Origin of the sequence: Polynucleobacter hirudinilacicola (assembly GCF_002192535.1) — a bacterium.
Taxonomy (GTDB): Bacteria; Pseudomonadota; Gammaproteobacteria; order Burkholderiales; family Burkholderiaceae; genus Polynucleobacter; species Polynucleobacter hirudinilacicola.
The window spans coordinates 168,596-189,274 of sequence record NZ_NAIA01000003.1 but is presented as its reverse complement, the minus strand read 5'-3'; the positions used below and the strand labels follow the sequence as shown (position 1 = coordinate 189,274).

Annotated in this window: 25 protein-coding genes and 1 pseudogene; 13 read left to right on the top strand and 13 right to left on the bottom strand. The window is 41.0% G+C overall.

The features are described 5' to 3' along the window. Positions 1 to 73: 73 nt before the first annotated feature. Entirely contained in the window at positions 74 to 241 is a 168-nt protein-coding gene (locus B6A14_RS05150) for a DUF3095 family protein (protein ID WP_087909397.1), read from the bottom strand. A gap of 106 nt (positions 242 to 347) precedes the next feature. Here B6A14_RS05150 and B6A14_RS05145 point away from each other — a divergent pair. Together B6A14_RS05145 and B6A14_RS05140 are read left to right on the top strand one after the other, a co-directional pair. Further along, positions 348 to 1,199 (top strand): annotated as a pseudogene (locus B6A14_RS05145) (GNAT family N-acetyltransferase). Positions 1,200 to 1,210: 11 nt separating this feature from the next. Continuing rightward, the gene (locus B6A14_RS05140; RefSeq protein WP_087909396.1) at positions 1,211 to 2,182 is read left to right on the top strand and encodes a tripartite tricarboxylate transporter substrate-binding protein; all 972 of its coding nucleotides are present in this window, start codon (positions 1,211 to 1,213) and stop codon (positions 2,180 to 2,182) included. A gap of 283 nt (positions 2,183 to 2,465) precedes the next feature. On the opposite strand, the gene B6A14_RS05135 is transcribed toward B6A14_RS05140, so the two are convergent. Then, positions 2,466 to 2,939: a cupin domain-containing protein gene (locus tag B6A14_RS05135; RefSeq protein ID WP_087909395.1), complete on the bottom strand. Its 474-nt coding sequence runs from the start codon at positions 2,937 to 2,939 to the stop codon at positions 2,466 to 2,468. 391 nt (positions 2,940 to 3,330) lie between these two features. On the opposite strand from B6A14_RS05135, the gene B6A14_RS05130 reads away from it, so the two are divergent. Together B6A14_RS05130 and B6A14_RS05125 are read left to right on the top strand one after the other, a co-directional pair. After that, entirely contained in the window at positions 3,331 to 4,611 is a 1,281-nt protein-coding gene (locus B6A14_RS05130; protein WP_087909394.1) for an MFS family transporter, read from the top strand. A 194-nt stretch (positions 4,612 to 4,805) separates the two neighbouring features. Further along, entirely contained in the window at positions 4,806 to 5,204 is a 399-nt protein-coding gene (locus B6A14_RS05125; RefSeq protein ID WP_087909393.1) for a BLUF domain-containing protein, read from the top strand. Between the two features lie 123 nt (positions 5,205 to 5,327). Here the strand turns inward: B6A14_RS05125 and B6A14_RS05120 are convergent, their stop codons facing one another. Both B6A14_RS05120 and B6A14_RS05115 read right to left on the bottom strand, forming a co-directional pair. Next, positions 5,328 to 5,738: a dihydroneopterin aldolase gene (locus B6A14_RS05120; protein WP_087909392.1), complete on the bottom strand. Its 411-nt coding sequence runs from the start codon at positions 5,736 to 5,738 to the stop codon at positions 5,328 to 5,330. Next, complete coding sequence (locus tag B6A14_RS05115) at positions 5,719 to 6,378, bottom strand: alpha-ketoglutarate-dependent dioxygenase AlkB family protein (RefSeq protein WP_236635669.1); 660 nt, start codon at positions 6,376 to 6,378, stop codon at positions 5,719 to 5,721. Before B6A14_RS05115 ends, B6A14_RS05120 begins: the two co-directional genes overlap by 20 nt. 65 nt (positions 6,379 to 6,443) lie before the next feature. Here B6A14_RS05115 and B6A14_RS05110 point away from each other — a divergent pair, with 65 nt between their 5' ends. Continuing rightward, a complete protein-coding gene (locus B6A14_RS05110; protein ID WP_087909391.1) occupies positions 6,444 to 6,623 on the top strand; it encodes a hypothetical protein in 180 nt (59 codons plus the stop codon). 312 nt (positions 6,624 to 6,935) lie between these two features. Here the strand turns inward: B6A14_RS05110 and B6A14_RS05105 are convergent, their stop codons facing one another. From B6A14_RS05105 to B6A14_RS05095, 3 genes are read right to left on the bottom strand one after another with little or no spacing between them, the layout of a single operon-like run. Then, positions 6,936 to 7,313 carry a DUF4149 domain-containing protein gene (locus tag B6A14_RS05105; protein ID WP_087909390.1) on the bottom strand — a complete coding sequence of 126 codons (378 nt, stop codon included), beginning with the start codon at positions 7,311 to 7,313 and terminating at the stop codon, positions 6,936 to 6,938. Between the two features lie 15 nt (positions 7,314 to 7,328). Continuing rightward, the gene (locus tag B6A14_RS05100) at positions 7,329 to 8,189 is read right to left on the bottom strand and encodes an oxygenase MpaB family protein (protein WP_087909389.1); all 861 of its coding nucleotides are present in this window, start codon (positions 8,187 to 8,189) and stop codon (positions 7,329 to 7,331) included. A 4-nt stretch (positions 8,190 to 8,193) separates the two neighbouring features. Beyond that, positions 8,194 to 8,865 (bottom strand): LON peptidase substrate-binding domain-containing protein, encoded by a 672-nt coding sequence (locus tag B6A14_RS05095; protein ID WP_236635668.1) that lies wholly within the window; start codon positions 8,863 to 8,865, stop codon positions 8,194 to 8,196. Between the two features lie 105 nt (positions 8,866 to 8,970). On the opposite strand from B6A14_RS05095, the gene B6A14_RS10255 reads away from it, so the two are divergent. Continuing rightward, the gene (locus B6A14_RS10255; protein WP_161491111.1) at positions 8,971 to 9,120 is read left to right on the top strand and encodes a hypothetical protein; all 150 of its coding nucleotides are present in this window, start codon (positions 8,971 to 8,973) and stop codon (positions 9,118 to 9,120) included. 22 nt (positions 9,121 to 9,142) lie between these two features. Beyond that, positions 9,143 to 9,571: a DUF2244 domain-containing protein gene (locus B6A14_RS05090; RefSeq protein ID WP_087909388.1), complete on the top strand. Its 429-nt coding sequence runs from the start codon at positions 9,143 to 9,145 to the stop codon at positions 9,569 to 9,571. Here B6A14_RS05090 and B6A14_RS10205 read toward each other — a convergent pair. Beyond that, positions 9,539 to 9,847 (bottom strand): hypothetical protein, encoded by a 309-nt coding sequence (locus B6A14_RS10205; RefSeq protein ID WP_129560411.1) that lies wholly within the window; start codon positions 9,845 to 9,847, stop codon positions 9,539 to 9,541. The two genes, B6A14_RS05090 and B6A14_RS10205, sit on opposite strands and share 33 nt — an antisense overlap. A 296-nt stretch (positions 9,848 to 10,143) precedes the next feature. On the opposite strand from B6A14_RS10205, the gene B6A14_RS05080 reads away from it, so the two are divergent. Continuing rightward, complete coding sequence (locus B6A14_RS05080) at positions 10,144 to 10,713, top strand: RrF2 family transcriptional regulator (RefSeq protein WP_087909386.1); 570 nt, start codon at positions 10,144 to 10,146, stop codon at positions 10,711 to 10,713. Between the two features lie 65 nt (positions 10,714 to 10,778). Beyond that, a complete protein-coding gene (locus B6A14_RS05075; protein ID WP_087909385.1) occupies positions 10,779 to 12,170 on the top strand; it encodes a 3'-5' exonuclease family protein in 1,392 nt (463 codons plus the stop codon). Between the two features lie 14 nt (positions 12,171 to 12,184). On the opposite strand, the gene B6A14_RS05070 is transcribed toward B6A14_RS05075, so the two are convergent. Together B6A14_RS05070 and B6A14_RS05065 are read right to left on the bottom strand one after the other, a co-directional pair. Continuing rightward, complete coding sequence (locus B6A14_RS05070; protein ID WP_087909384.1) at positions 12,185 to 12,880, bottom strand: SDR family NAD(P)-dependent oxidoreductase; 696 nt, start codon at positions 12,878 to 12,880, stop codon at positions 12,185 to 12,187. Positions 12,881 to 13,013: 133 nt separating this feature from the next. After that, positions 13,014 to 13,964, bottom strand: coding sequence for an AEC family transporter (locus tag B6A14_RS05065; protein ID WP_087909383.1), 951 nt, complete (start codon positions 13,962 to 13,964; stop codon positions 13,014 to 13,016). A gap of 318 nt (positions 13,965 to 14,282) precedes the next feature. On the opposite strand from B6A14_RS05065, the gene B6A14_RS05060 reads away from it, so the two are divergent. Then, positions 14,283 to 15,971 (top strand): amidohydrolase, encoded by a 1,689-nt coding sequence (locus B6A14_RS05060; RefSeq protein ID WP_087909382.1) that lies wholly within the window; start codon positions 14,283 to 14,285, stop codon positions 15,969 to 15,971. A 229-nt stretch (positions 15,972 to 16,200) separates the two neighbouring features. On the opposite strand, the gene B6A14_RS05055 is transcribed toward B6A14_RS05060, so the two are convergent. Next, a complete protein-coding gene (locus B6A14_RS05055) occupies positions 16,201 to 16,674 on the bottom strand; it encodes a hypothetical protein (RefSeq protein ID WP_087909381.1) in 474 nt (157 codons plus the stop codon). A 586-nt stretch (positions 16,675 to 17,260) separates the two neighbouring features. On the opposite strand from B6A14_RS05055, the gene B6A14_RS05050 reads away from it, so the two are divergent. The 3 genes from B6A14_RS05050 to B6A14_RS05040 all read left to right on the top strand — a co-directional run bounded on the left by B6A14_RS05050 (position 17,261) and on the right by B6A14_RS05040 (position 19,245). After that, positions 17,261 to 17,689 carry a hypothetical protein gene (locus B6A14_RS05050; protein ID WP_087909380.1) on the top strand — a complete coding sequence of 143 codons (429 nt, stop codon included), beginning with the start codon at positions 17,261 to 17,263 and terminating at the stop codon, positions 17,687 to 17,689. A gap of 362 nt (positions 17,690 to 18,051) precedes the next feature. Further along, on the top strand, positions 18,052 to 18,753 hold the full coding sequence (gene budA / locus B6A14_RS05045; protein WP_087909379.1) for an acetolactate decarboxylase: 702 nt from the start codon (positions 18,052 to 18,054) through the stop codon (positions 18,751 to 18,753). A 75-nt stretch (positions 18,754 to 18,828) separates the two neighbouring features. Next, the gene (locus B6A14_RS05040; RefSeq protein WP_087909378.1) at positions 18,829 to 19,245 is read left to right on the top strand and encodes a DUF2147 domain-containing protein; all 417 of its coding nucleotides are present in this window, start codon (positions 18,829 to 18,831) and stop codon (positions 19,243 to 19,245) included. Positions 19,246 to 19,522: 277 nt separating this feature from the next. Here the strand turns inward: B6A14_RS05040 and B6A14_RS05035 are convergent, their stop codons facing one another. Together B6A14_RS05035 and B6A14_RS05030 are read right to left on the bottom strand one after the other, a co-directional pair. Next, the gene (locus B6A14_RS05035) at positions 19,523 to 20,158 is read right to left on the bottom strand and encodes an NAD(P)H-dependent oxidoreductase (protein WP_201721480.1); all 636 of its coding nucleotides are present in this window, start codon (positions 20,156 to 20,158) and stop codon (positions 19,523 to 19,525) included. A gap of 78 nt (positions 20,159 to 20,236) precedes the next feature. Next, on the bottom strand, positions 20,237 to 20,542 hold the full coding sequence (locus tag B6A14_RS05030) for a c-type cytochrome (RefSeq protein WP_161491110.1): 306 nt from the start codon (positions 20,540 to 20,542) through the stop codon (positions 20,237 to 20,239). Between the last annotated feature and the right edge of the window lie 137 nt (positions 20,543 to 20,679).

Sequence of the window (20,679 nt, the reverse complement as noted above, 5' to 3'; positions counted from 1 at the left end):
AAATTTGATAGCGGTCTTGGATGGGTATGTAATCTGGTGTCGTTTAATATGATAAAGAATTCAATAGCATTAATCAGCTAGCAGCACCTTTTAACTTTGTGGCAGCATAGGCGTATCCACCATCCGCACCATCAACCAAGTGAATATGTTTTTCAATGGAACTAACAAAGCATGTCATCAAGGTGCGGTTGCTATAGTGAGTGCCATAATTTAACTTACCCTCAGCAAAAACCAAATACAACTATGCCTCCTCTTTTAATTTCGGCACCACCATCAGATCGGCAGGATGCTGCTCAAAGTATTTATGACTATTTACAAGTGTTATCAAAAAATATTAAATAAATTTTATGCGCTCAATCAAAAACATGTCGCAATCTGAAGTAGCAATGGCCATTGAGTGGGCTGCGCAAGAGGGTTGGAATCCAGGCGTATCAGATGCCTCTTCATTTCTTCTGGCAGATCCCAGCGGTTTTTTTATTTCTAAACTAGGTGATCAAACGGTTGCCGTAATTTCGGCCATACGATATGGTGAGCAGTTTGGATTCATTGGTCTTTATATCGTCCATCCAGATTTTCGCGGACAGGGTTTTGGTTGGGAAATATGGCAAGTTGGCATGAATTATTTGAAGGGATTGCCAATCGGATTAGACGGCGTTGTAGCACAACAAAGCAACTACCAAAAAAGCGGCTTTCAATTTACTCACCGTAACATCCGATTTGCAGGTCGTTCAAGAAAGATTGAATTAGTATCGGATAGTGTAGGCGGATTAATCATACCCCTTGATCAAATCCCGTTTTCAATGATTCAAGATTTTGATAGATCCTTCTTTCCAGCGAATAGAACAGTTTTTCTATCTAACTGGATATCCCAGCCTGATAGCTTTGCCCTTGGCCTGATTGAGGATGGCATCATATGTGGTTATGGTGTCATCCGCCCATGCAGGGTTGGATTTTAAATTGGACCACTTTTTGCCAACTCAGAATTAGCCGCTGAAAAGCTTTACACATCTCTTTGTGCTAGGGTAGCAAATAATTGCCCTGTTTTTCTAGATGTTCCGGAGTGCAATCCAAAGGCGATGGCACTTGCCCATCGGCATCGCATGCAGCCGATGTTTGAGACGGCTAGAATGTATAAAGGAAGTGTTGGAGATTTGCGCATTGAAGATACATATGGAATTACAACTTTTGAACTTGGCTAAATTTTATTGATATGAATTCAGCACGTCGTTTTTTATTGTCAACTCTTGGTTTGGCAACCCTTCCGCTAATTAGCCCCCTTCGTGCAAACCCGTTATATGCTGATCAACTTCCACCTAAGATCACTATCTTGGTTGGCTTTCCACCTGGCGGCGGTACTGATTTGTTGGCGCGATATCTTGCTGATGGCCTACGAGAACAATTAAGGATTCCGGTTACTGTATTAAACCGAGCTGGTGCAGGCGGGCAAATTGCTGCTCAGACTTTAATGGATTCCAAGCCAGATGGGAGCGTGTTACTACTATCGCATGACCATACTATTTCGATAGTTCCACAACTGACCAAGAATCCAGGCTACAACCCAATGGTTGATTTTCAGGCGGTAGCTGGAGTTGGAAATTTTGTAAATTGCCTCTTTATTTCTGCAAATATCCCGCCCATTAATTACTTGCAGTATCGACAATGGCTATTGAGCCAGACAGGCGCCCAACGCTCTATTGGAGTCCCAGCAATAAATTCAATTCCGGAATATCTAGTGAAACGTATAAATCGTAAAGAAAATCTCGATTTGGTGACTGTGCCATATCAGGGAAGTGCTCCGATGCTAAGCGACATACTAGCAAATCACATTCCTGCAGGGATAGGATCAATTTTCGAATGCATTGAGCATCATCGCAGTAGAAAAATCCGTATTATCGGAGTCATGGGAAGCAAAAGATTAGCTTTGCTTCCAAATGTTCCAACCTTTTCTGAGCTTGGAATTCAAGGTTTTGAAAATAATCCTTTTTACGGGGTATTTGCACCACAAAAAATTCCATTGGGAGTTTGCGATACGCTTTCATTGGCGATTAAGGATGTTCTGAATCAATCAAAATTTATTAAGGCATTCGCATCCACTGGTATCGAGATCAAATGGAGCTCAGCAGAGCAGTTTTCTAATGAAGTTGTAAGATATAACCGAAGCTCGGAGAAAATATTTCATTAATCACTGTTGAAAAAACTCTATAGTATTAAGTAAATATTGCGTAGTCTGATCAAGTAATTTAAAGTAAAGTGATCAATATCTAAAGGCAGTAGCTTATATTTCCAATTTTTATGCCTTCAGTAAGATGGGCTGTTGTCGCAGTTTATCCTTTGGCCCCAGTTTCAAGTCCTGGTGGGCCCGCCAAAAAAGTAAACTCTCATCAGCAATGGTGGCGGTTTTGTCTTTTGAGCGCTACTTGAGGTGACGGCTGGAGCAGGCACCTCAGAATAAGCGACTTAAAAAATTAATTAGGCTTAGAGCAAGAATCGGGCTTCAATTGATCAGGTTTTTCTTGACCTAGATAAGTGCTAATAATCTTTACAGGTAATTTTCCAGAAGCCTTACCAAAATGACACCATTCAATCGCTTCTACATAGGCTGCGCCAGATTTAAATGTTTTCTTACCCTTGCTGCCATAATCAACTTCTAACTCTCCAGAGACTACATAAATAAATAATGGAACCGCGTGTTTGTGTAGAGAAGTTTGCTTACCAACTGGTATATCAATCACAAAAGATTTGATGAGAGGTTGCCCTGCTGGATATTTAAAGTCTTGTCCTAAGATGGTTTTTGGCGATTGTGATATTGTAATTTCTGTAGCTTCAATGTCTTCATATGGGACGGCGCCATCGATATGCGTCAGCGCCAGTGATTGAGTTCCGGTTAATCCCAAAGCTAAAATAAAACCGACAACAGCTATTAATTTTTTGAATTTCATTGCATAACTCCAATAGACTTGTGAAATACAGAATGCCAAGCAATTAGCAATGGGTCAAATGATTTTGAGGTTATTTCACCAAAATCTAGGGTTATCACCAAACCAACTTTGCAGAGGCTGAACTAGCCTGATTTTAGTGCCGCCCCAGAAGAAGGGATTTTTTATTTGCTAAACCAATGAGAGGGTCAGCTTTCACTATCCTTTGGTCCCAGCCTCAAGTCCTAGAGGGCCCACCAGCAACAAAACTACTAACGTGAATAGCATTAGTAGTTTTTCATCGTAATTTAGAGGTTTTTTTGGCTTCTTGGGTTATTCATTAAAAATATCTTTTAACTTGACTAACATTTATTATTAACTTTAAGACTAATTTAAAAATACATTAAAAAATTATATGGCATACACAACAGCAGAAAAGCGAAAAAGAATATTTGCGATATTTGCAGCGTCCTCCGGTAATCTTGTTGAGTGGTTTGATTTTTATGTCTATGCTTTTTGTGCTATTTACTTTGCCCATATATTTTTCCCTGCAGCCAATCCTACTGTTCAATTGCTTAATACGGCCGGTGTTTTTGCTGTAGGATTTTTGATGCGACCTATCGGAGGATGGATTTTTGGGCGTATTGCCGATCGTCATGGTAGAAAAAAATCCTTGTTAATTTCTGTGATGATGATGTGTGCAGGCTCTTTGATGATCGCATGTCTGCCTGGCTATGATGTTATTGGCATTTGGGCTCCAGTCTTACTAGTAGTGGCAAGGCTGTTCCAGGGCCTTTCCGTAGGTGGGGAGTATGGAACTACTGCCACCTATATGAGTGAGATTGGTATGAAGGGGCAAAGAGGGTTTTATTCATCTTTTCAATATGTCACGTTAATTGGCGGTCAACTAATGGCAGTTTTGGTCATTTTAATTTTGCAGCAATTTTTAGATGAAAGTCAGCTCAAGGAGTGGGGTTGGAGAATTCCATTTGTTATCGGTGCATTTGCTGCGGTGATTGTACTTTTTTTACGAAAAACTCTTTCTGAGACAGCACCTAATTTATCTGAGGTAAACAAGGATGCCGGCAGTATTAAGGCTTTATTTCGAGATCATAAAAAAGCATTTTTTACTGTCTTGGGCTATACGGCAGGAGGCTCTTTAAGTTTTTACACATTCACAACCTACATGCAAAAGTATCTAGTGAACTCAGCGCATATGTCTATACAGACTGCTAGTGCTGTAATGACGGGATGCTTATTGGTTTTTATGTTGATGCAACCGGTATTTGGGGCTCTATCAGATCGTATAGGCCGCAGAAACAATATGCTGCTCTTTGGTGGTTTAGGAGTGCTTTTTACTATTCCAATGATGGCTATTCTTCAAGGAGTTTCTGAGAGCTGGATAGCTTTCTTGGTCATTAGCTTCGCATTAGGCATTATTAGTTTCTATACATCAATCGCCGCAATAGTAAAGGCAGAGATGTTTCCTCCGGAGGTAAGAGCGTTAGGTGTCGGCTTGTCTTATGCAATTGCTAATTCGATCTTTGGGGGTACGGCTGAATTTGTAGCTCTAAGCTTTAAAGCACAGGGATATGAGTCATTGTTTTACTGGTATGTCACTGTAATGCTAGGGCTAGCTTTTTTGGTTAGCTTCCGGTTGCCAAGAAATGCACCCTACCTGCTCAATGACAATTGAATTGCGATAGAAATCAAAGAGGATTTCATCGCAGTTAAGTGCGATAGAAGTTTGCAGGTTTAAGTCCTGCCGTAACCACCAGAAAAGCAAACCCTCATCAACAATGGTGGGGATTTTGTCATTTGGGGCTACTGCATGAAGCGCTCGGGTAAACGCCTAGAGCAATTGACATAGGGTATCTCTAGTATTGGGTGATGTCTAAGCTAATTGAATTAACTTATGTGAGTGAACCAGCCCAAAATATGTCGTTCTTGGGTCTGATGAGGCTCTTATATCACTCGTATTCCAATAACCAAGCTTTAGGGATTACTGGCGCACTCATTTATGAGAATAATCAATTTGGACAAGTTATTGAGGGACTTGAAAAGGATATCAATGCCTTGTGGCAAAAAATTCAAAAGGACGACCGACACAAAAATGTCCGCTTAATAGAGTCAAAGCAGATCAGCGAGCGAAGCTTTAGTAAGTGGACAATGGTTTTTCAAGGGAGTGAAGAAATAGCTGAAACCTTACCAGAAGTTAGCGCTGCTATTGAAGATGCTCAGTTTCCAGTGGATCATCCCTTGCTCATTGCCTTAAGGGATAGCCGGTAATACTGACATACATTCAGATGTCTAGTTGTAGACTGGAATTAGCGCTCAATCAATTACTAAATGAAATTCTTTAAAAAGCTTAGGCAGCTCTATGATGATATTTTGAGTCTCATTAGGGCTTACTTACGATGAGAACTTAGAAGTCCTAAAATCATCCAAGGTAGTTTGATCCACTTTGAGTCTGATGCCAAGTGAGCCAGAGCCTGCGCTAACTGGTGATTTTCTGAGGTTGATTTCAAGGGATTGAATTTCGGGATACTGTGAGCAAGCCTGAACTATTCGGGTCATGAGTCTTTCTTGCGTTTCATAGTGGCCATCGCCTGCAAGTCTATTCATCTCAATCACTAGAGGATCATAGTCAAACACATTTTCCATCAGATCTTTTGTGATTAAGATGAGTTTTTCGTCAATCCATAGCGTTAAATCCAATAGGTGTTGCTTAGGAATGATCGCGCCAGGCGCATAAGTTCCAATTTGTGTCTGTAGCTTCAGATCTTTTAATTCAATACATGCGTTAGTTTTCTTGGCGTTCATGATGAGGATTAATTTTTCTAAAAGTGAGATTGATACGAGGTATGTGAATAGTTGTAGTTTTAAGTAGAGCATGCTGCCAAAATTGCTGAGTCGGTGAATGCATGACAAGAGCGCTACCATTTTCTAGAGGTAGGGAGACAGTTGTTTTATCAGTCTTGTGCCTTAATGAAAATTTACGGGTAGCACCAAGACTGATTGAGGCAATTGGGGAATTTGCATCTAACTCTTTTTCATCATCGCTATGCCAACCCATCCCATCTTTTCCATCATGGTAGAGATTCAGTAAGCAGGAGTTAAATTCGGATTGGGCAAGTTCTTCAATTTGGGTTTTAAGGGCTAGTAATTCCGGAATCCATGGTTGAGCTTCTTTTTTTACCCCAGAGTAGGTGTAAGTACAGCTTGGATCTGCTACCCAAGCCACCTTACGCCGGGTTGTCACATATTTTCCGAACATGAATAAGTGATCTGCTTCCCATTGCAATGATTTTTCTAGACGCTCCATCAACTCAGTGCTATCTACTGCGCTCATCCATTCTGGATAGTAGTAAGCAGACCCATCCTTGGGCAACAGGTTTTGTCCATGTTGTACCGGAGCAATTTCAAATAAGGCGGTTTGCTTCATCACGTCAATAGAGGTCAACACTAAATCAATAAAAACTCTAGAATAGCCTTAATTTCCAATCTTGAATTGATAAGGGCTGAATTATGAAATCTCCAGATAAGCGCTGCTGTGGGTCTGGCGTTTGTATTATTAATGATGCTGGTGAGTGTTGGTGTGGGCAAGTGTGGGATGGTGAAAAAATGGCGGCACCTTCTTTAAATTTGAAGCCAAGTCCCCTCAAGAACTTAGAACAAGAATCTGATAAAACCAAGCCTGAGTCTTAGTCACGGGCTTAAGGCAGGATTTGCTTGCCGCATCTTCTGCAGATTTAAGCCACTTAGGCGACTGATTGGTTTTGAGAAGCTCATCTAGCTGTGTTGAGCTGAGAGTGCTAGATAGTTGTTTTGCCGTACATTCACAATGCGCTCGAAAATCACCTTGAGAAATCTCCTTTAAATTCTGATGTATTTGAAGCTGACTTTGAATGCAGCTTTCAACATAGCTTGAATTCAGTTTCTGATTCGGTTTAGTCTGCGCGTTAGTAGCGCCCATAGACAACAGTATCAGTGCGACAAGGGTGATGGCATATTGAATTTTCATGAAGAGATGACCAGTAGGTATAGAAAAGAAATAAGCTGAAACAGATTAATCACTACGCTGGTACCATGAAGCCAGTGAAATTGACGACCCTGGCCACTATCTTTGGCGTGATTAATTTTTCCAGTTAAGTAGAAAAGGGTGAAGGCAAAAAGGGCTGCACAGATTCCGAGTAAAACCTTGTTTGCTATATCTGGTTCTGTAAATACGCAGATCAGGGTGATTAAGCCCAAGGTTGCGTAGTACTTTGGGAAAAAGTTTCTGACATATTTGCTGGACCATTCGACAGGTAGCACTTTGAACACAGTAGGGGCAACAACTACTGTAAAAAAGAGCATGATGCCAACCATGCCAGATAAAAAATAATTTGTAATCATGATTACTTTCTATAGTTATCCATAAACTCTTCTTAAGGAATGAGCGGCCACCCCATTCTTAAGGGCTTCACGAACGGGAATTGCAATTAAATCAATACTTTTTTTGACTGCTAGACGTTCAAAGTAACTCGGGGTAGATTTTCCAATTATGGGATATACCCAGTCTGGAAGATTCAGAAAGCCGGCGCGACTAATGAGCTTGATAAAGGGCTTGGCTGTTAGATTGCTGGGGAAGTTATCCAGTAAATCAATAATGCTCTTGGCACGCTCTCCAAAATAGAGCTCCGGTATATAGCCTTGGATGGCCTTCTCAGTGCTGGCATAAGTAGTCGGAAGATTCATAGCGCCCATTCTTGCTCCTAGAGAACTCATCTCTAGAAAATATTGATCTTTCTCTTTTGGGCTGATTGTTTCCATGCGATAGCCTTCAAAAGAGTTGATGAAACTGCGTGTCTCTGTGAGATGTACCCAGGCAAGCAAATGAGGGTCTGTAGCTGAATAGGGCTTGCCAAATTCATCGAGGCCAGTAATTTTGGTGTGAATGTGATTAACCTTTGTGATGATATTATTTGCCATATCAGTAGGGCCGTAGGTCGTTGCTGCAATGAAAAACGCAGTCCTACCAAGGCGACCTTTGAGATCTTCTCTGAAGGAGGAGTGGTCCCATACTCCAGCCAAAGCCTGTGGATGCAGGGCTTGCAAAATCAATGAGCTAATACCGCCAATCATCATGGAAATAAAGTCTGCATGAATTTTCCAGGAAACTGACTCGGGGCCAAATAGCCCTCGGTCTCCCTGCGGGGTTAAGAATGCAATAGGTGGACCGCTTCCGCCAACCATCTCTCGTATTGTTTTACGGATCAACTCATCAAGCATAGTATTAATGCATCATGAGATTTCTTAAATCATCATCTTCAATAATTTCAGTAATCAGATCGAGTCTTATGCGAGGATTGGTTTGAGCTAGCAAATGATTCTTCTGGGCAAGGGAGATTGGCAATAGTTCAGCCAGGCGATTAGAAACCCATCCGCAATCATCTACTTTAAAAGGCTTCTTAAAGGGCGCCTCTCCCATGAGATCTTCGCTTTGAATGACAGATATTATTTCATCCAGCAATTTAGCAACACCTTGATGTTCTTGCGGAATTGGCATGAGCGGATCATTTTCCAAAAGCTCTACTTCGCCTATCCAAAGGCCGTTAGCTTCCTGGCTGCTGCTCAATAACTTAAATCGCTGCGTGCCAAATGATTTAGTCATATAAAGCGCTGGCTGAATAGGATCAAAATCCTCAATTTGAGCTAGTGTGCCGATCTTAGAAAAAGATAGAGATATATCTTCGTCACTAGTGTCAGTATTTTTAATGATGCTCACGACGCCAAATTCGGTCTTTTCACGAAGGCATTGCTTAATCATATCGAGATAGCGCGCTTCAAAAATCTTGAGCGCAATGACGCCATCTGGAAAAAGTACGGTACCCAGTGGAAATAAAGGTAATTTACGAGTAGAGGGTGTGGAATTGGTCATCCATTCAATGTAATGGATTTGTCTCATCTTTGCTGGCACCTAATTAGGGCTAAATGCCCCCCTTTTTATCCCTGCGGCCAGCACTAAACTCCATTTGCGTTTACATTTGAAGCTCAATCTTAGGAGATGTAAATGATTCAAAAATTTCGCGTTAAGCTTGCTCGCTGGATTCTGGGTAAGCATTGCCCCTGCTATCAAATGGGTTATCACACCATGGTCGATTTTCAGCAAAGAAGTGCTGACCAGTTGGCTAAATCCCAAGAGCGTAAAAATACCCATTAATTTTAGGTAATCTGGCTTTGGTATGAAGACTTGGCAAATGCGTAGAAACTGCGCCCTGACACCTAAGCAACTGCTTCAGTTTTATATTGTTTTGGTCTGTCTATCCTTAATCGTGGGAATTGGTTTCTTCTTGGCGGGAGTATGGATGATTCCCGTTTTTACAACTCTGGAATTAACTGCGGTCACGATTGGATTTTTAATCTACTGTAGGCATGCCCTAGATTGTGAAACGATTGAAATTGAAGGCAAACGTCTTTTAGTCAAAAAATTCATTGGCTACAGAGAAAAGGTTTATGAATTCAATGCCCAATGGGCAAAAATTGAGCCACCCCTAGAGGGATCAAAAACCTTTTTTATTACTCAATCGGATTTGCGAGTTGAGCTTGGGCAGTTTGTCAGGCCGGAGCAACAGATCCCTTTAATTGCTTCGGTCAGGCGCCATTTGGGTTAATTGGTGATCGCTTAAGCGCCATGCCATGAGGCCGCTAAATATCATTTGGGCTAGTAGTAGAAGCAATGTAATGGCATTAAGTACTGCAAAGTAATTGGCAAAAGGAGAGAGCATGACGGGCATGCCATCGATCAGGGCAGTCTCTCGCAAATAATCCATACGGGGTATGAGTAGGAAGCTCGTAGTAGCGATTGCTAAAAATATAGTGAGCGATGGTATACGAATCACTCTTAACTGTGATAAACCTCTTTTAATGAGAATATTGGAAACACTCATGATGATAAATACGCCCCCTAAGAAAAAGTAAGAGAGATGTTGAATTATTAGGTGGGCCAGCATGCCCGCTGCTTGAGAGTCATAAATTAAAAAATAGAACATGCTGCAACACAGGGCTTGCGCGAGAATGCCCCCCGCCAAAATGTAGGCGATGAACCTAAGCAATCGATGCGCAAGGGGATAGTAGGGTTTGCTTATTTCAACCATGTGATAAAAGGGGTTAAGTAGTGCGCTGCAGCGAGATATTAGATTCGGTTTCATACTAGCTCCAATCTAATTTTTTCGCCAAATGAGTCATGGAAGTCACTAAAGCAGTTAAAACAGCACTTAATGCCTTGGTTGATATTGCTAGTCATTCAAGCAATGGTCAGTTTGTGCCGGTTCCTGAGATAGCTAAGAGGCAGCATTTATCCGTTAGTCGTATTGAGCTCCTCTTGCGACCATTGAGAGAGTCCGGGATCGTCATTGCGGTCAAGGGGCGAACAGGCGGCTACCAACTCTCAAAAGATCCCCGCATCATTACTATTAAAGACATCGTGCTCGCAATGAATTTAATCAAAAAGCGTAAGGTTGAGCTATCAGATATTGCTAAGGATCTTTATCAATCTCTAGAGGCTTATATGCTAGGTTGCATGGAAAATGTATCCCTTGCATCTACTATTAAAGATTACGTGCCAAGTTTTAGTGAAGCTAAAAAAGCGCCTGAGCGTAAGCCATATGTTCCCTTGGATCCAAAAAAAGAAAAGAAGCAACGAGGTGAGATTCAGTATGTGGTGAAGGCTGAATTTAAGAAGGTTGTGGACGTTCCGCGCGGACCCAATTCAGTATTTGACTTTGCTAATTACTTAGATCGTAGTACAAGTTGAAATCAAGTCCTTAGGGCGGTTGAGGCTATAGAGCCAAGCCAATTACCCGCCAAGCCTGAATTTTTATGAAGCAGCAAATAAATCACTACCCTAAGCTTGCTTTTGTTGATATCGAAACAACAGGATCTCATTTCGAGCGGGATCGCATTACTGAGATTGGTATTAAAACGCTCGCAGACGAGCAGGTTAGTACTTGGGAAAAATTAGTTAATCCCCAGATCTATATTTCCCAAAATATCCAAAAATTAACTGGCATATCTCAAAAAATGGTTGCTGATCAGCCAAGTTTTGAGGATCTTGCAAAAGAAATTAAAGAAGAGCTTGAGGGAAAAATCTTTGTAGCTCATAACGCAAGATTTGATTATGGCTTTATCAAAGCATCCCTTAAGAGGGTTGGGATCGATTTCAAGCCCAAGGTCTTATGTACAGTAAAGCTTTCAAGATTGCTATTTCCCAATCAGCCGCGTCATAACCTTGATACCATCATACAGGCACATAACTTAGTTGTGAGCGCGAGGCATAGGGCGCTTGGTGATGCGGATTTACTACTTCAATTTTGGCAAGTATGTGAAAAGGCAGTCGGGAGAGAGCGATTGCTTGAAGCTATTAATCAATTGACGGGTAATGCAAGCTTGCCACCCAATATTGATCAGGAATTAATTGATTCAATCCCAGATGCACCGGGTTGCTATATTTTTTATGGTGAAAATAAGAGCCCTTTGTATATTGGGAAAAGTATTTCTTTGCGAAGTCGGGTGATGGGCCACTTTCAAGGTTCCTTAACACAGCGCAAAGAAATGAAGCTGTCTCTACAGGTCAGAGATATTGACTGGATAGAGACTAGTGGCGAGTTGGGAGCTTTAATTTTGGAATCTCAGCTGATTAAAGAACGCATGCCCAGTATGAATATTAAGCTTCGTCGATCCAAAGATCTATGCGCCTGGAGTCTGGAAAAAAATTCTTCAGGAATACTCGTACCAGTACTAATCAATCAGAAGGATTTGCTACCAGGCCTTCAAGAGAACTTGTATGGATTGTTTTACAGCAAAAGAGAGGCTCACTCTTATCTAAAAGCGGTTGCTAAGAAGCATCGCTTATGTGAAGTATTGCTGGGATTGGAAAAGGGTGCAGAAGGTAAATCTTGTTTTGGATTTCAGTTAAAGCAATGCGGCGGCGCTTGTATTGGAGTGATGCCTACCGAAATGCATAGCCTACAACTTCAAACTGCAATGAGCCTCTACAAAGTGCAGGTCTGGCCTTATAAGGGCCCGATTGCGATTGATGATGGCGGCGAAATGATTGTCTTAGATAATTGGTGCTACCTCGGGACCGCTATCAATGAGGATGAATTATCCGAACTTAAAAGCGCCGGTGATGCTGAATTTGATTTAGATATTTATAAGATTGTTAAAAAAGCGTTGTCAGGGCGATATAAAAACCAAGTTATCCACATCTAATCGTCATCATTCTGTTACCAGGGCAGCTTTTCACCCGAATACGATACAAAACTTCCTGAATCTTCTTTTTGTAGGTTTTGGATCACCTGAAACATATCGTTTACCGCCTGGTCTGCAGGTCTGCCAATCTGCTCACCACGAAATGGTTTTGAGAGTCTAGAGTTCACCGTACCGGGATGCATCGCAATTAATGCTGTATTCGGTTTTGTTCGGGCCCATTCAATAGATGCTGTTTTTATCAGCATGTTCAATGCTGCCTTAGAGCTGCGATAGCTAAACCACCCGCCAAGACGGTTATCTTCAATACTGCCAACTTTAGCTGAGAGAGTCACCATGATGCTATTTTGGGGATCCAGTAATTTAGAGAAGTGACGTATGGTGAGTGCCGGACCAATAGCATTAATGTTCATGAGTGCTATGAGTTGTTCGGCATTGAGATCATCCAGTCTCTTTTCAGGCATCCAATTACTCGTGTGTAAAACCCCAACGGTATTAATAATGAGTTGAAACGGTGATAATGGAATAAGAGCATTCGCACAGGACTCTATAGACTCCAAATTTTGATAATCAATAGGAAATTCTGAGCGACGATGGATTCCTATCACCTCCGAGCAAGAGGGATTCTTTTTCAGTAGATCCATAAACGCCATGCCGATAGTCCCTGAAGACCCAATTACTAGGGCGCGAAAAGGGTTTGGAAGCAGTTTCATAAGTGGTCTTTTGAATGGTGTGACTATGTATTGCAGTGATCAATAAGTGTAAGCTCACATACATTTACTTGCACACTACTGCTTACTTGGTGGTCGGCCAATAATGGATCTTTGCCAGAGAGGAGTTCATTTTCTATCCGGAAAATAATGCAGTAATAGGGAGTGAAATAATACTAATGAAGCAAGTAAATAAAACTATCGCGCTGGCTAATGAGATGTTGCCACCATAACGAGCGCAGATAATAACTGCCAATGGAGAGGCGGGCAACGCAGAAAGTAGTAAGCCAACCTGTCTATCTACCTTGGGTAATCCTAAAAACCCTGTTAATTCATGCGAAATAATGGGCTCCACTAGTAGCTGCGATAAACCAACTGATAAAAGTATCCAGGACATACCCTTCGTCTTGAAGGTTTCAAATGCCAGACCAGTTGCCATGGCTGATAAAAAAGGCAACGCCGAGCCAATGATGGTGAGTCCGCTAAATAAAATAACTGTTAAATATCCTGTAGTAGGAAGTTGCAGTAGATTCCAAGCTATACCTCCAACAAGTGCGAGAATGGGTTTGCTAACTAAGAAATTTTTTACTTGGCCTATGAACGGGGCTTTCTCATCATGTGAGCAATAGTGAATACCAATAAATATTCCCACTGTATTAATTAGCAAGCCATGGCTAAGCTGTGCAATAACGACCCCCATAGAAATTATTGCAGGCTGATCTTGATAAACTACTTTTAATAAAGCACTACCAATGAGTGAAGTTCCGCTAAAAGTACCGGCTAAAATAAAAGCCATTAGGCTAGCATTATCAAACCGAAAAACATATTTCCCTAATAAGCCCAGCAGTAGACCAACAATCAGTAAACCGACATTAATCGACATAGCGGAATAAATATAGTTAATGCGCAAATCACATTGCGCTACTACCGAAAAAATCAGTGCTGGGTAGACGAGATCCAAAATCATCTTGGAAATGATCGGGAGATGCTTTTGATTAATGATATCTTGGCGCCTCAACCATAGCGCTGCCATAATCATCATAATAAAAATACCGATGAACGTGGAAACAGGTTTAAATAAGTCCATTACAGAGCCCTTATTGAGTTTGTATCAATTTAGCACTTTATTTGCCCATATCAAAAAACTTCTATTGGTATTTATCAACTTCAGATTTCCAGGAATCAGTAAGCTTCGTAAAGTGGGGCTTACTGATGTTAGTGGGTCTGGCGAAATTTCGTGGGGACGCTCTCATAATCCCTTAGTCTCAGGCTCATGTCCTAGTCGGCTCACCAACGAAATTGAAGACATAGTAACCCCTCCCTCAGTTACCTTAATAGATGGAAAAATGATCACTCCAGGCAGTACTAAATGCTATGATCTTTCGACTGGTTGATCTATTCATATATGAAAATCCCTAAAATTTATTTTTCTGTCTTCCTTCTTTTTATTGGAACTCAAGTCTTTGCTGATAATGTAAGTATCTATTTCAATGGCGATATCCTGACGATGGAGGGCGATCAACCGCAGTACGTTGAAGCGGTTGTAGTTAAGGGTAATAAGATAGCTTATGTCGGTAATCTGCGAGATTCCTTAAATCAGGCAGGTATTAATCCAGAAGTTCATGACTTAAATGGCCAAACTCTATTACCTGGGTTTATAGATGCCTGGGGCCACTTTACTCTGATCGCTCAGAATACTCTGGGTGTTAATCTTGGTTATTTTTCAAAGAAGCCTCCTCGTACAACTCAGGAGCTAATAGGCCGCTTGAAAGCCGAGGCCCGACCATTTAATGGTTGGATTATTGGCACAGAGTATGCAGACGCATTTCTTTCTGATGGCCCTTTGACGATTTCAGAATTAGACGAAGCCTTTCCGAATCAGCCAGTCTTTGTTAATAACATTTCTACTTTAACTGGAATTGTTAATTCAGCGGGCTTACGAAAACTGGACATTACTAGAGCGACTAAAGTCATACAAGGCATGATTCCTGTTAATCCAAAAACTGGAAAACTGACCGGTGAGTTAATCGGAATGCCAAACTTGAATGCAACTACTAAAGTATTCGGTAAGTATCCCCAGGCTTTGACGATTGAGACTTATCGCAAGGCTGAAAAGATTTATGCTTCTAATGGATTTACAACTGCACAAAGTTACGAAACTACGATTGAGGATATTCGTAATATGCGCAAAGCAGTGGATCTGAATATGATTAGCCTGGATCTGATTGCGTTACCAACCTATGATGTGGTTGATCAATTGCTGGCTACCAATCCAAAATATCCATTTGGGGTATATACCAAGGGACATGTTGGCTTTAAGGTTGCTGGAATTTTGGTTTCAACCGATGGCGCACCGCAATTACGTTTAGCATATTTCACCAAGCCTTATACCGATACCGCTGGTTTCCCAAAAGATTGGCGAGGGATGACCATTCTGTCTCAGGATTTAATTGATCGTTATGCAAAGTTGGCTTACGAAAAAAATATACAGTATTACGGTTATTCCAATGGCGATGCCGGGATTGATATGTCTCTTTCTGCAATCACTAAGGCAATCCGAGAAACACACGTTACCGAGGATCGCAGAACAGTAATTGCCCATTCATTTTTTATTCGTGATGATCAATTAGATCAATATAAGACAAATAAAATCCTCCCTCAATTTATGCCAAACCACATATGGATGTATGGCGATGTATATAAAAAAATCTTGGGGGAAGAAAGAGCTATCAATATGGTGCCGCTAAATTTGGCTCTAACAAAAGGCATCCAATTTGGCATTCATAATGACACTCCTTCTTCGGGACCAAGCGCATTGTTTACGATTTGGACTGCTGTAAATCGTATGACTTACGGCGGGGATGTCTTGGGGATAGGGGAGCGTATTGATCCTTACACTGCTCTTCGCGGATTTACTACGGTGCCTGCATATCAGTATAAAGAAGAGATGTCCAAGGGTAGTATTGCTGCTGGAAAGCTGGCTGATATGGTGGTGCTTGATCGTAATCCATTAAAAGTAGACCCAATGGAAATTAAAGATATTCAAATATTGAAGACTATTAAGAACGGTAAGGATTTGTACGTTCGCCCATAGTTAGGCACGTTCATTTTTCGAAGCGGTTTAGCCACTCTCGGGTGGTTTTGATATTAGTCACATCAAAATCTCGCGCACTGACAAACATGCAGTACAAATCTCTGAACCCCCAGGGGTTTGGTTTGCTTAAGTGCTTCATCATCTTTTGTCCTTGGTTCAAGTTCTGGTGGACTACACAATGAAAACGACCGCCTGGGGAGAAATTCTTAAGTCTTTTTTCAAATTACGACTATTTAATATATAGCGTATGTTGCCAGGAGCCATCCACAAGATGGACAGTTTCTACCCAGCCACCAATGCCAGCGAATTTACCCGTTCCGCCTGTGATGGCTCTTCGGGTGCTAGTGGCCTCTTCGAGTGTGGCCTTTGCGCTGGAGTATTTGGCCACTCCTTGAATCACTATCTGATCTTTGGTGCCGTCATCAAAGGAAAATACAGCAGAAGTGATCCGATATTCGATACCTTTATCCGAAATTAGTCCTGTGGTTGTCATGATCCAGTCTGTTGTCAGTTTGCTACCACTGTCTGTTTTTGCATCAAAATGCCAAATCCGCACATCTCCAATCGATTGACCTGATTTACCAAAATCAAGAAAGGTAGCCGGCGGTACCTCTGGATGGGTAACGATGATTTTTGTATCGGCAATGGCTAAACTTGCCGAGAATATGCTAACAGCAACGAGAATAATTTTAAGTAACCGCATTGGGATCTCCTTTTGTATGATGGGTATTTTTGGTTTGTTGGTAGGCTAAGGCAATGCCAGTTTTCAAGCGCTTTTAATATTGAAGCAGACTAGGATTGCTTAGAGGTATTCGTAGGTATTTCTATCTTCATCTCGCTACTATCGTAGTTTAGCGTAGACTCAAGTGGGCGAGGCGAGATACTAATTTCTCCTTGATATGGATGATCTAAGTCGGCATTGAGAAAAAAGTTCAGCATAGGTAGTTCAGACTGAAATAATGTAATGACGTATTTTTTATGTTGCTAGGGGTCTGTTGATCAATATCTTATTTGGCAACGGTTTAGGTTGTTTTATGAGGCTCAAAAATAATTATCAAAACACTTTAAGAGTTAGTTTTTTTGAAGTAGTTGATATAGTATATAACTACTATTATTTATTTCATTATTGAATCTTTGCGTTAATAAGCGAGCAATTAAAAAATATTTTGAAAATTACTTCTTCCTTGAAAGGTATGTTAATTTGTAAATAATGGCTAAAACACCCATCACTCCAATTGCTAAGCAATCATCCCTAGAAACTAAAAATACGACAGCACCTCAGCGGGATTATGTATAAAACGATTGGAATTTTGACAACATTTTTTACACTTTTATTCTATGGAATGACGGGTATGGCGCAAAACCAGACCGCTGTTGTAAAAGTTAGTTATGCCTGGTTGCCGGGAAAATTAATACCTAATGAATTTGCATTGGTAGATGGCACTTGGTCAAACTCATCAATTCGCGAGTGCGTCAGTAAATGTTCAGCCCAGAGAACCTGTTCAGGTTTTAGTATAAAAAAAATCTATGGAGATGCATGGCAGTCTGGCTGTAAGGATGGCACATGTGATCAAAAAACAGAGTGTCACGCAAAGGGTCCTCAGGGTTCAGTTGAATATTGGCTACCAAATGATCAACAAATTCGAGTCCCCAAGGTCGATGCCGGTAGTAATGCTTGGATACAGATGTGGGGTACTATTTTAAAAAATAGTCATTAGATTTTGTGAATGCAAATTTACGTAAGCAAGTTTTATTAATTTTATTTGCGATATTAGTCGTCAATTTAAATTCCGCTAGTGCGGAGACTGGGACTAAGGATATGCCTGATTTAACAACCGCTAAGTTGAATCGGGAGTGAAGTGATTTTATAGAGGGTGAATTGAAAGAAAATTTTAGTAGAGGATTGTATGTTGGCATTATTGAGGATAATGCTTAATACAAGTGATTGTTGTAAAAAATTACGTTTTTATCCAGGTCAACAGAATGAATAAAGCTTTTGTCTCCCTAGCATTTGATGCATTAGCATTGAAGTGGCCTTGTACAAATTAAACATGGGTTTATTTGCTCCCAAAATAAAATAATGACTAATTCTTTATATGTTTCTTCCCCAGTAAATGCTTTAGTGCAGGGCATTTTGAGGGAGGATAAGACTCTTCAGCAAGTTCTGGAGCATGGTAATTTTGGCCTAGGAACTTTTAATGATCTTGATGGTGAAATGGTTCTTGTGGATGGGATTTTTTATCAATTAAGATCAGATGGATCAGCCTTGATACCAGATTTAAATATCGGGACGCCGTACGCCTGCGTAACCCACTTTAGTCCAGTTCAATCTTTCGATACGCTCAAGGACGGGACTTATCTCGATTTGCAGCAAGTCATCATCGAATCGATACTTTCAAATAATTTGATTTATGCAATCCGAATAGAAGGCACATTTACGAGGATTCGCGCGCGCTCTGTACCCAAGCAGGATGCTTATCGGCCCCTAGTGAATGTCGCTAATGATCAAAAAGAATTTGAATACGAACATATTTCTGGTCAGTTAGTTGGTTTTTGGACCCCAGACTTTATGCACTCCATCTCTGTTCCAGGTTTTCACCTTCATTTTTTAAGTGCAGATAAAAGTCATGGAGGTCATCTACTTGATTTTGTAATAAAAGCAGGAAAAGTCTGGCTGCAACCCTTGGATCAGCTGAGTTTAGATTTGCCTCATACTATTGAGTATTTAAATGCTAACTTGGAAAAAGACAACTCAGAGGACTTAAATAAGGCCGAGCATTAGTTCGGTACGATATAGGTTATGGATTTAATTTTGAAATGTTGAGTAGTAATTTTTAAAAATATTAAAGAGGAAAATATGATTAGCAAAAAATTCTTGCTCATTCTCGTAATGATGTTTACAAGTCTTGCGAATGCGCAAACTGCCCCTAATATTCTTGGCACCTGGGAAGTAGTCTCTGCAGTGAGCTCGGCTGGAGGAACAGAGGATAAACAGTCGCGTCTTGTGTTATCTAATAAAAAGGATGCAGCAATACTAAAATTTACCATCTCCCAACAGGATGGCGCAGCCTTCCAGGGCGAAACAATATGGCGCGATGGATTGAAAAATCTTGTATCAGGAGTATTTCATAGGGATGGAAAATCACTCACTTTTTCTAGTGATGTGGGTGTAGGCACTGGTTATGTTGTGAATGATGAGATGGAGTTTTGTAGTGCCAGTGTATTAACAACTAAAAATAGGGCAAGTTGCACTCAACTTAAAAAAGTGAAATAAACAATCAGTCGACAGCTTGTGATTGGGACATCATTTTTAGTGCTTAGGTTTAAGCCCTTTTAGAACGCTTGAGCAATATCTTCGGATAGAAATACTAGAGGTGTTTTTGAGGATTTCTACCGTGGTTGTTGGGTAATCTGTATCTCATTGTGGGTGGATACTTGCTATTTTTGCCTCTAATAAAGAGGGCTTCCATCTGAAATGGATGATGATTTGCAGGTATACAGCCAACCTTGTTCTTAAATTGCAATCATTTAACGCTATCAATCGCCAGTATTTAATTGACCCAACTAATAAAACTCTCTTTGGCTCTTCTAACCTTCTTGAGTTTAAGTAACCAATCTTCATCAGTTTTTCTATAACCTAATGGGAGCATGACAACGCTACGCAAACCTTTTTCCTTGAGGTCGAGAATGGCATCAAGCGCCTGCGGATCAAATCCTTCCATCGGGGTACTATCGACTTGTTCATACGCTGCCGCAATGAGTGCGGTGCCAAGGCCAATGTAGGCCTGTTTCGCAGCATGCGTAAAGTTAATCTCCGCATCTCTGGTTGGATAAACCTTTAGTAGCATTTGGCGATAAGCTGTTCCGGATTCGCTAGTAAAGTTACGGATTTTTTCAGTCATATCAAAGGCATCATTGATGCGCTTTGCGGTATAGGTATCCCAGGCTGCAAAAACAAGTAGATGTGAACAATCGGTAATTTGAGATTGACCATTAGCAATCGGCTTAATTTTCTCTCGTACCTCTTTATTGGTAATCACCAGCACTTCATACGGCTGTAAGCCGCTAGAGCTCGCTGTCAAACGAATAGCTTCTAAAATTTGATCAACCTTTTCTGCCGGCACTGCTTTTGCTGGATCCATTTTTTTGGTGGCATAGCGCCACTGCAGCTTATCAATCAGACTCATCACTTTTCCTTGAACTTAATTGCTATACAGAGAGATTAGTTTAATTTAAGTTGGGGCCTTTTGTTGGACACCATCATCCTAATTGGCGCCATCAATAATCCATTGCATTATCTCAGCCGCATTGGTCGGGCTTAATTTTCGATGCGCTTTGACGTTCTTAAAGAATTTACCTTGCCGTAGCTTCTCTCCTTGAATGCTTGCTGCATCTGGTTGACCACGGTATTTCTCATATTGAGTGGCAAGCTCAGGCCAGGGTGGGGCATCTAGTTCGGTATCCGCATGGCAGCTCATACAGCCATTACGAACAGCAAGCTGTCGATTCCCATGGGCGGTGCCGGCAATCAATACCAAGAAAGCAAGCAGGAGGGCGTGTGGAGTTTTCAAAGTTAAATCCAATCTGGTAGCGGTATGCCACCATTTCATCCTAGCCCTAATTACTCTCCTGGGATTGATATAGTTCGTATATGGAGGAGGTAAATTAAAATATTTGCCAGAAGCTCTGAATTTCAATGAAAATAGTC

Excerpts from the sequence above, each read along its gene's own strand:
- B6A14_RS05080 (WP_087909386.1), top strand. The coding sequence starts at position 10,144 with ATGGAAGTCACTAAAGCAGTTAAAACAGCACTTAATGCCTTGGTTGAT.
- B6A14_RS05105 (WP_087909390.1), bottom strand. The coding sequence starts at position 7,313 with ATGATTACAAATTATTTTTTATCTGGCATGGTTGGCATCATGCTCTTT.
- B6A14_RS05050 (WP_087909380.1), top strand. The coding sequence starts at position 17,261 with ATGTATAAAACGATTGGAATTTTGACAACATTTTTTACACTTTTATTC.
- B6A14_RS05035 (WP_201721480.1), bottom strand. The coding sequence starts at position 20,158 with ATGAGTCTGATTGATAAGCTGCAGTGGCGCTATGCCACCAAAAAAATG.
- B6A14_RS05065 (WP_087909383.1), bottom strand. The coding sequence starts at position 13,964 with ATGGACTTATTTAAACCTGTTTCCACGTTCATCGGTATTTTTATTATG.
- B6A14_RS05110 (WP_087909391.1), top strand. The coding sequence starts at position 6,444 with ATGAAATCTCCAGATAAGCGCTGCTGTGGGTCTGGCGTTTGTATTATT.
- B6A14_RS10205 (WP_129560411.1), bottom strand. The coding sequence starts at position 9,847 with ATGAGTGTTTCCAATATTCTCATTAAAAGAGGTTTATCACAGTTAAGA.
- B6A14_RS05075 (WP_087909385.1), top strand. The coding sequence starts at position 10,779 with ATGAAGCAGCAAATAAATCACTACCCTAAGCTTGCTTTTGTTGATATC.
- B6A14_RS05120 (WP_087909392.1), bottom strand. The coding sequence starts at position 5,738 with ATGAACGCCAAGAAAACTAACGCATGTATTGAATTAAAAGATCTGAAG.
- B6A14_RS05130 (WP_087909394.1), top strand. The coding sequence starts at position 3,331 with ATGGCATACACAACAGCAGAAAAGCGAAAAAGAATATTTGCGATATTT.
- B6A14_RS05135 (WP_087909395.1), bottom strand. The coding sequence starts at position 2,939 with ATGAAATTCAAAAAATTAATAGCTGTTGTCGGTTTTATTTTAGCTTTG.
- B6A14_RS05125 (WP_087909393.1), top strand. The coding sequence starts at position 4,806 with ATGTCTAAGCTAATTGAATTAACTTATGTGAGTGAACCAGCCCAAAAT.
- B6A14_RS05095 (WP_236635668.1), bottom strand. The coding sequence starts at position 8,865 with ATGAGACAAATCCATTACATTGAATGGATGACCAATTCCACACCCTCT.
- B6A14_RS05140 (WP_087909396.1), top strand. The coding sequence starts at position 1,211 with ATGAATTCAGCACGTCGTTTTTTATTGTCAACTCTTGGTTTGGCAACC.
- B6A14_RS05070 (WP_087909384.1), bottom strand. The coding sequence starts at position 12,880 with ATGAAACTGCTTCCAAACCCTTTTCGCGCCCTAGTAATTGGGTCTTCA.
- B6A14_RS05090 (WP_087909388.1), top strand. The coding sequence starts at position 9,143 with ATGAAGACTTGGCAAATGCGTAGAAACTGCGCCCTGACACCTAAGCAA.
- budA (WP_087909379.1), top strand. The coding sequence starts at position 18,052 with ATGACTAATTCTTTATATGTTTCTTCCCCAGTAAATGCTTTAGTGCAG.
- B6A14_RS05100 (WP_087909389.1), bottom strand. The coding sequence starts at position 8,189 with ATGCTTGATGAGTTGATCCGTAAAACAATACGAGAGATGGTTGGCGGA.
- B6A14_RS05040 (WP_087909378.1), top strand. The coding sequence starts at position 18,829 with ATGATTAGCAAAAAATTCTTGCTCATTCTCGTAATGATGTTTACAAGT.
- B6A14_RS05055 (WP_087909381.1), bottom strand. The coding sequence starts at position 16,674 with ATGCGGTTACTTAAAATTATTCTCGTTGCTGTTAGCATATTCTCGGCA.
- B6A14_RS10255 (WP_161491111.1), top strand. The coding sequence starts at position 8,971 with ATGATTCAAAAATTTCGCGTTAAGCTTGCTCGCTGGATTCTGGGTAAG.
- B6A14_RS05060 (WP_087909382.1), top strand. The coding sequence starts at position 14,283 with ATGAAAATCCCTAAAATTTATTTTTCTGTCTTCCTTCTTTTTATTGGA.